This is a genomic window from Verrucomicrobiia bacterium, from assembly GCA_035460805.1.
Classification (GTDB): domain Bacteria; phylum Patescibacteriota; class UBA1384; order CAILIB01; family CAILIB01; genus DATHWI01.
In genome coordinates, this window is the sequence record DATHWI010000025.1 from 1 (window position 1) to 7,947 (window position 7,947).

8 protein-coding genes are annotated in these 7,947 nt (G+C 53.2%); 4 read left to right on the forward strand and 4 right to left on the reverse strand.

Annotated elements, in window-relative coordinates:
* Positions 1–194: 194 nt before the first annotated feature.
* Positions 195–1,586, reverse strand: a complete 1,392-nt coding sequence (locus VLA04_00620) for an ABC transporter permease (protein HSI20201.1) — start codon at positions 1,584–1,586, stop codon at positions 195–197.
* The gene (locus VLA04_00625; GenBank protein HSI20202.1) at positions 1,583–2,377 is read right to left on the reverse strand and encodes an ABC transporter ATP-binding protein; all 795 of its coding nucleotides are present in this window, start codon (positions 2,375–2,377) and stop codon (positions 1,583–1,585) included. The genes VLA04_00620 and VLA04_00625 overlap by 4 nt, the downstream gene beginning before the upstream one ends.
* A 99-nt stretch (positions 2,378–2,476) precedes the next feature.
* Between VLA04_00625 and VLA04_00630 the strand changes: the two genes are divergently transcribed.
* From VLA04_00630 to secA, 4 genes are read left to right on the forward strand one after another with little or no spacing between them, the layout of a single operon-like run.
* A complete protein-coding gene (locus VLA04_00630; GenBank protein ID HSI20203.1) occupies positions 2,477–2,827 on the forward strand; it encodes a type II toxin-antitoxin system RelE/ParE family toxin in 351 nt (116 codons plus the stop codon).
* On the forward strand, positions 2,824–3,309 hold the full coding sequence (locus tag VLA04_00635; protein HSI20204.1) for a helix-turn-helix domain-containing protein: 486 nt from the start codon (positions 2,824–2,826) through the stop codon (positions 3,307–3,309). Before VLA04_00630 ends, VLA04_00635 begins: the two co-directional genes overlap by 4 nt.
* 5 nt (positions 3,310–3,314) lie before the next feature.
* Positions 3,315–3,764, forward strand: a complete 450-nt coding sequence (locus VLA04_00640) for a hypothetical protein (GenBank protein ID HSI20205.1) — start codon at positions 3,315–3,317, stop codon at positions 3,762–3,764.
* A gap of 56 nt (positions 3,765–3,820) precedes the next feature.
* Positions 3,821–6,472: a preprotein translocase subunit SecA gene (gene secA, locus VLA04_00645; GenBank protein ID HSI20206.1), complete on the forward strand. Its 2,652-nt coding sequence runs from the start codon at positions 3,821–3,823 to the stop codon at positions 6,470–6,472.
* A 32-nt stretch (positions 6,473–6,504) separates the two neighbouring features.
* On the opposite strand, the gene VLA04_00650 is transcribed toward secA, so the two are convergent.
* Positions 6,505–7,329: a hypothetical protein gene (locus tag VLA04_00650; GenBank protein ID HSI20207.1), complete on the reverse strand. Its 825-nt coding sequence runs from the start codon at positions 7,327–7,329 to the stop codon at positions 6,505–6,507.
* Between the two features lie 89 nt (positions 7,330–7,418).
* Positions 7,419–7,562, reverse strand: coding sequence for a hypothetical protein (locus VLA04_00655; GenBank protein HSI20208.1), 144 nt, complete (start codon positions 7,560–7,562; stop codon positions 7,419–7,421).
* Positions 7,563–7,947: the final 385 nt, after the last annotated feature.

Here is a 7,947-nt window from a genome sequence, read left to right on the forward strand (position 1 = left end):
TACTTGCTTAAGCTGAAGCTCGGAGATTTTGTCGCCGGTACCGGCTAGATAGGTGAGCTGATTGATCCGCTCATCCATCTCTCCCTGAGGGGGAAGTCCGTCGGCCAGCCGCTTCATGCGGTTAGCTTCGCTTTCATCAAATGTCATGTGCCGAATGTTAGCACAAAAACCCCTATTTGTCAATCTGGTAAGCCCTATTCAGAGCGCAGTGCAGTAATAGGGTCTTTGCGCAAAAGGCTGTAGAGCGGCAAGAGTGTTCCTAGTATGGAGGCACCTAGGATGGCCCCAAAGACACCAAGGAGATGGGAGGGGTCCAGCCCAAGTAGTGTGACTCGGAGGTTCAGGTTGTTCGAGCCGCTGATACTGACAATTTGATAGCCCAAGGTTTCGCCAAACCGTGCCGTAAGGTAGAGGGCAAGAAGCGAAGCTATCGCAAGCGCCACCAGCATGCCCAAGATGGCAATAAAGGCACTGTAGGTAACGTAGAGCTGGACAATGTCGCTGGCCTTGGCCCCAATGGCGCGGAAGACGCCAGTTTCCCGCTCACTATCGGCAATGATCTTGGAGAGGGTAGTCAGCATGGCCAGTGCTACCGCGGCAAGGAGGCCAATGAGGATGTACTTAAGGACACTAGTAACACCGTCCCGTAGTTCCCGGAACTCGTACATGGGATCGCCAAAGGAGTGGGCAAAACGCGAGGTAGTACCAGGTGCAAAGTTGCCAGCTTTGGTGATCTTCTCAATGTAAGCCGTCTTGCTTGCTTCACTAGGGAAGGAGAGGAAGAAAGACGAAGGTGAGGATGGGTCGGGTGCTGCACTTCCCATGGCAACGCGCATTTCCTCAAGCGGGGTGAGGATGGTGAACTGGTCCCCACCACCAAAGAGACCAGAGCTGGTCAGGAAGCCTTGCACGGTAACCTTCAAGGGTGTCTTTGTGGTGCCATCTGACTCTGCGCGCTCCAGTGTCATGGTGCGTCCCAGCCAGCGGTCCAAAACTTCCCGGGTTTTAGTCACCTTGAAAGAAGCCGTGTCACTGTCGCTAAAGGTAACATCCTCAATCCACAGGATAAAATCCCTATTAACAAGGGCAGGGATGGTTCCCGTAACTGCGGCGGGTGGATTGGTGGCTAGGTTAAGTATGAAGAGATCTTTGCTGCGCCCTCCCACCTGTGCGCTGCTGGAGAAGCTGTTTCGCATGGGGTCGCTGATCGTAGCGGCAGGTGGAACAGGGTCCAGTAGGGTAAAGCTGCCGTACCCTACTTCTTGGTAGATAGCGGTGGCGTCCTCGTCTTTTACCAGTTCACGGTACTGCTCTAGGGTATGAGCTGGTGGCGCCTGGGCTTCAACTGAACCCCCTACGCCAGTCTTAAGCTCTGGAAAAGTATAGATGGACTCTTGTACAAGGTTGAGGCTGGCCATGGCAGGATTCCCTGCGTTTTTCAGCGCATTCTCAATACCGGTGCTTACAAAGGAAGCCACAAGCATGATGCTGGCTACCAAAGAAGCAGCTACCACGGTGACAATGCTGCGCCCTAACCGGGTACGGAACTTAGTGGTGGCAAGTAGGGTGGCGTAGCGGATATTCATAGCACCCTCCCATCTTTAAGTTCGATAATGCGGTCGGCTTGGTTAGCCACCCGCTGGTCATGGGTAACTACAACGATGGTGGTACCAAACTCTTTCCTGACTTGTTCAAACAAATCCATGATCCCCTGGGCGTTGGTGCTGTCCAGGTTGCCGGTTGGTTCATCAGCCAAAATGAGCTTGGGCTGGTTCATGAGTGCACGGGCAATGGCGGCACGCTGCATTTGGCCGCCAGAGAGCTCGCGGGGGAGGTGTTTGGCGCGGTCACTAAGGCCTACTGCCCCAATGAAGCGCTCGGCACGGGCAGTGCGTTCGGCATCGGTCATCTGCAGGAACATGGTGGGGACCTTCACGTTGGTAGTTAGGTCAAGGAAGGGCTGGAGATAAAAGAACTGAAAAACAAAGCCAAGGGTCTCGGCCCGGTAGCGGGCCAGGGACGTGCCCCGAAGGGAGCTGACGCGGGTGTCGCCCACGGTTACCGTGCCGGTGGTTGGATGGTCCAGGCCGGCAATAAGGTGGAGAAGGGTGCTTTTTCCGCTTCCGCTAGGCCCGGTCAAGGCTACAATCTCACCTGTCCCAATGGTGACTGAGACATCTTGCAGTGCGTTTACGACAGTTTTCCCAAGCTTGTAGGTCTTGGTGGCGCTCTCTACGACTACCAGGGGCGAACCAGCTGGTGCGTGCTTGCCCTTCTTTGGGGTTGCTGGCGCTAGTGCTGCCAGGTCCTTAACGAGTTGTTCCACATCGCTGCCGTAGGCAGCTTGAATCTCCTGAAGGAGTTTTGTGCGTTCCATGGCTCTAGTGTACGCGTCTCTACATCCCAAACAAGTAGATGTATTGACAGGGGGTTTGTAAGAGATGTATAACATTTATGTTATACAGTATTTTTACATATGGCCATGGATATCGAAACCTGGAAGACAGGGAGTGGAAGAGATCCTGTGGCCACATTTATCCGTAAACTATCAGACCCTGAACATGAGCAAGTTCTACATGCTCTTGATGACTTAAAAGCTCTCGGTACCTATCTTTACCTACGTGAAGACGGCATCTTAAGGAAGATGAGTGACATTCCAGGTGTATCTGAGTTGCGAATAAAGACGGTGCGGGGACCAATTCGTATCTTTCTTGTTTTCAAGACTGGAAAAGCAGTACTCATTGAGGCTATTTACAAAAAGAGTCAAAAGACCCCAAGTAAAACTATTAAACTGATCAAATATCGAGCCAAAGAGGTTTACTTATGAAGTATGAAGATCTTAAGAAGGAGTTGCTTCAAAATAAGGCCACGCGAGAAGCGTACATACGGAGCGCCCCAGCGCGAGCTCTTGCGCGACAACTATTCAAAGCCCGTGTTACACAGAATCTAACCCAGAAACAGCTAGCCGACAGAGTGGGCATGAAGCAATCAGCAATTGCTCGATTGGAGCGCGGCACACATTCCCCCTCACTGGATACATTGCAGCGATTGGCTGAGGCTCTCGGGCTTTATTTGGAGCAACCTCGATTGATTCCTCTTAGGTGGGCAGATCTTGTTATCCAAGAGCCGTCTGCGCCAGATTACGGGAAGATCAAAAAACTCCAAGGGTCATTAGAGGTTATAGAGGGTAGTTCTTCTGTTCAAACTTCCCAGCAGGTAGATCTGGGTGTAGATAAAGATGGCCGCATGTTCTCTATTCAGCCCATATGGGCGTCATCCTCTGAAACCCGAACAGAATCGTCAAATTAGAAATTATGGCTACACACATTTGGACGGTATTAAGTGAAAGATCCAAGATCGAAGAAAAGAGTAATGTGCTATCTCTTGATAGAGTAGTTGAAAATGTAGGGGTGAATATTCAGGACAGTGGAAGGTCAGCCGAAGTTGCACAGCTTATTGTACTTCCTGTGAATTGGTCACTTGTAAGTTTTTTACGCGTGCAGGAAGGTGAGACATTTATCATCCATGTGGACTACGTGACACCTTGGAATGAAGTTAAGAGGATTGCTACAAGAAAAATGTCACCTCCCAAGAAGGGTGATCTTTTCGCGCGACACATTTTAACAGTTCAAGATATTGGTGTGCGCGATGGAGGGTTGTACCGCTTTCAGGTTAGTATTCAGGGCTCAGAGGATTCTATTCCCGAGGTGGTTGGGGTAATCCCATTTAATGTCACGGTCGATATTACCGCTCCCGTAGCGTAGGTTGGCTATTTCTCCAGGTACGCTATAGTGGAACACGCACACTAGCTAGATTTCCCATGCCTCACTTCCTCGACCGATTCCTTGGTGATACCAGTAAGAACTTTGTCCGCCGCAACGAGCGGACGGTTGCCCGTATCAACGCGCTGGAAGAGAAAATGCAACCACTGAAGGATGAAGACTTTGCCAAAAAAATGGCCAAGTGGCGCAAGGAGGTGCAGGAAAAACTGGAGTCCCATTCCAAGGATCCGCTTGCCGTTTTGGAGGGGGTCAATGACCGGGTCAAGGAAAAGAAGCAGATCAATGCTGTATTAGACGAGCTTCTTCCAGAGGTATTTGCGCTTGTCCGTGAGGCGGCCCGCCGCACCGTGGGCCAGCGTCATTTTGATGTCCAGATCCTTGGTGGCATCGCTCTGCACCAGGGGAATATCGCCGAAATGCGTACGGGTGAAGGAAAAACCCTGGTTGCCACCCTACCTCTTGTACTCAATACCCTTGTGGGTCGAGGTGTGCACCTAGTTACCGTAAACGATTACCTGGCTAAAACAGGTGTGGAACTCTACGGTGGCGTGTACGGCCTGCTTGGCCTTACCGTAGGCGTCATCACGCACGACAGTTCTTTCCGGTACGAAAACGGGGAGCTGGTACCTGTCCCGCGCAAAGAAGCCTACGCCTGCGACATTACCTACGGCACCAACAACGAGTTTGGGTTTGACTACCTGCGCGACAACATGGCGCAGGACGTTGCCCAGTTGGTGCAGCGCAACCTGTTCTTTGCCATTGTGGACGAAGTGGACTCCATCCTTATTGATGAGGCCCGCACCCCGCTTATCATTTCGGGTCCTGCCGAGGAATCTGCAGATCTGTACCAGCGTTTTGCCTCGCTTGTCCCGCGCCTCCAGGCCGAGAAAGATTACACCGTTGATGAAAAAGACCGCGCCGTGTCCCTGACCAGCGAGGGTATCGCCAAAATGGAGCAGCTCCTGGGCGTGGAAAACATTTACGGGGAAGAGGTGCAGCTGGCTTACCACCTGGAAGAAGCACTCAAGGCAAACATCCTCTTTAAGCGTGACAAGGACTATGTAGTCCGTGACGGTGAAGTCATTATTGTGGATGAATTCACTGGCCGCCTCATGCCAGGCCGCCGGTACTCGGAAGGTTTGCACCAAGCCATCGAAGCAAAAGAGGGTGTGGTGGTGCAGCGTGAGAGCACAACCATGGCTACCATCTCTTTCCAGAACCTGTTCCGTCTCTACACCAAGCTAGCTGGTATGACGGGTACCGCTGCAACGGAAGCGGAAGAGTTCATGAAGATTTACGGGCTAGAAGTCCTTACCATCCCTACCAACCGGCCAATGATCCGGCAGGATTTGCCAGACCAGATTTACAGGAACGATGCCGGCAAGTACAAGGCGGTGGTAGCAGAGGTAAAGCGTCGCCATGAGGCAGGTCAGCCGGTGCTCATCGGTACTATTTCTGTAGAACGAAACGAGCACCTTTCCGAGCTTCTGACCAAAGCCGGCATCCCGCACGAGGTTATGAACGCTAAGAACAACGAGCGGGAAGCGGCCATTGTGGCCCAAGCCGGCCGCAAGGGTGCCGTTACGTTGGCTACCAACATTGCCGGGCGCGGAACAGACATCATCCTAGGTGGCGTCCCTCCAAAGCGAGCGGAATTTGAATCTGAAAAAGAATTCGAGAAAGCAGTGGCTGCCTGGCAAGTGGAGCACGACGCCGTAGTGGAAGCGGGAGGCCTGCATGTAGTGGGTACGGAGCGCCATGAGTCACGCCGTATCGACAACCAGCTGCGTGGGCGTGCCGGACGCCAGGGTGACCCAGGTTCATCCCAGTTCTACATTTCTACGGAAGATGACCTTATGCGCATCTTTGGTGGCGATCGCTTGAAGAGTGCCCTCACCACCATGGGGGTTAAGGAGGATGAGGCGGTGGAGCACAAGATGATTACCAAATCCATTGAGTCTGCCCAGAAGCGCGTAGAGGGTCACAACTTTGACATGCGCAAGCGTCTCATCCAATTTGATGACGTCCTTACGCGTCACCGTGAAGTCATTTACAAGCGCCGCCGCAAGGCCCTGGACAACGCCAAGGACGTCTCGGATATCGAAGAGACACTCAAAGAGGCATTGCAGCACGAGGCGCGGCATATTACCGGCCTCCACGCCTCTGGGGGAAGTGGTGAGTGGAACTTGGAGCAGCTTACCCGCGATGTGGGCGCGCTGATTGGTATGGATGACGCTGCCCGCGCTGCTTTCGTTGATGAGCTAAGTCAGTACCACAGTGACGCCGCCATTGAAGAGATTGTGACAAACAAGTTCCTCGAGACGTTTGAGCATAAGAAAAAGAGCTTTGGCGATGTCTACGCGCCAGTCATCCGCTCTCTCTACTTGAGTACCGTCGACAACCTATGGGTTGAGCACCTAAGCACTCTCCAAGAGCTGCGGACCGGTGTGTTCCTCCGGCAGTATGCCCAGGTTGACCCGCTGACCGTGTACACCTCTGAGGGGTACCGGTTGTTCCAGCAGCTTATTCTGGCGATCGACCTGCAGGTTGCCCGTACCGTGCTCCGCATCGAGCGCGTGGTCGAGCAGCCCGCTGGCCAGGAAGCCAGCGCAGATGGCGCCATGGTTACCGTAAAGGAAAAGCCTAAGCCTCAGCTCTCTCGGGCGGAACGCCGCCGGTTGAAGAAATAGAAAAAGGCCCCCGGTATGGGGGCCTTTGGTTTTTACACGTTTGTGCGAGAAAGGTCTGTCGTCGAGACGGGTGTAACCGTGTTGAGAAAAGTGGGCTTGCCCACTCTGGCTAGGAACGTGACGACCTCGTCCAGGCTGGCATTCCAGCCACAGTCCTTAAGCAGCATGTCGGAGTTAGTCACAATGACATTCTGAAGGCCAGCGGGGTTGGTGAACTGCCCTGACCGGTCGATCTGTTCAGACATCCGACGCAGGAACGTCTCCTTGACGGCGCTGTAGGAATTCGATCCGTTGGCGACGAGGAAATCGATCACCGCGTTCGCGGCACCAGCGTCTGTGCGTTCGAGGAGGGGTATGCCTACCGTTCCCGATGACCATGACCGGGAGACTACGTGGAGTATCTCCAGCTCAGGGGTCCAAAAACCGAAGACCTCCCAGCTGGCGTGATCGGCGATAAGCAGCCTTTTGTTGGCGTCCAGTGTGTTCTGGATCGAGACGACCAGGCTGTAGCTGGGGGGATTCTGGAAGATGAACTGGTCCAGGGAGAGGGAGTTTACGTCCTTCTCAACCAGCGCGCGGAAGTAGGCTGTGGCACTTGCCAGTTGGTAGGTGGGCTTAAAGGTAAGCCAGTGGGGGTTTGCAAACTTGCGTACCGACCACCCGACGCTTTCTTTGTTCCACTCAAAGTGTTCCATGCCGAGGATAAAGCGGGTGCGCTTGTAAAGGGCGTTCGAGACCCAACCCACACTGCCTGCAGTGCTCTTTGCAATCTTGTTACGCAGCGCATAAGCGCCGTAAGTGGCGAGAACCCCAAAAAGAATGAGGGTGATATACAGGGAAACAGTTTCAGGAGCCATGTTAAGTACCTCCAAAGGTGTGTTGGGTATACCAGAAGCGCTACATTCCGTCAATAAGAAAAGGAGCGTCTCGGGACGCTCCTTGGGGCTTATCGGCTGGTAAGCATTGACCAGCCTAGGAAGATGGCGAGGGTCACGAGGCCGAGGCCAACGACGGTGCCAGCTACCACGGCGATGAACAAAAAGGCATTGCCTACAAACGAGAAGACTTTCAGTACCATCTGCGTGAGCACTTATACCTGAAAACAGGCAAAATGTCAATAAGAAAAGGGCGCCCGTTGGCGCCCTGTCTTAATTTCCGGCTGCAATTGCTGGCGCAGCCAGCCACATGAGGTAGAGGTAAGCAGCAAGTCCTACTGCTACGAGACTATAGTATGCAATGCCTTTAATGACCTTCATTGGTCCCTCCGAATTGCATTAGTTGTATAGCAAAAGCCCCTTCTTGTCTACGAATCTGGATTTTTCCCGCCATCCCCGCCATACTGACTGAAGAACAACTGCAATGGCTGAACTCCTCCACCTGGACGCCGCCGCGAAACTCGTCGGCAAATCGGAAGTCACACTGCGCCGCCTCGTAAAGGCAGGTAAAATTCCTGCACAGAAAGAAAAGACGCTTAC

Bases quoted from the DNA above. Each gene is read 5' to 3' on its own strand.
- VLA04_00620 (HSI20201.1), bottom strand. From the start codon at position 1,586: ATGAATATCCGCTACGCCACCCTACTTGCCACCACTAAGTTCCGTACC.
- VLA04_00625 (HSI20202.1), bottom strand. From the start codon at position 2,377: ATGGAACGCACAAAACTCCTTCAGGAGATTCAAGCTGCCTACGGCAGC.
- VLA04_00630 (HSI20203.1), top strand. From the start codon at position 2,477: ATGGCCATGGATATCGAAACCTGGAAGACAGGGAGTGGAAGAGATCCT.
- VLA04_00635 (HSI20204.1), top strand. From the start codon at position 2,824: ATGAAGTATGAAGATCTTAAGAAGGAGTTGCTTCAAAATAAGGCCACG.
- VLA04_00640 (HSI20205.1), top strand. From the start codon at position 3,315: ATGGCTACACACATTTGGACGGTATTAAGTGAAAGATCCAAGATCGAA.
- secA (HSI20206.1), top strand. From the start codon at position 3,821: ATGCCTCACTTCCTCGACCGATTCCTTGGTGATACCAGTAAGAACTTT.
- VLA04_00650 (HSI20207.1), bottom strand. From the start codon at position 7,329: ATGGCTCCTGAAACTGTTTCCCTGTATATCACCCTCATTCTTTTTGGG.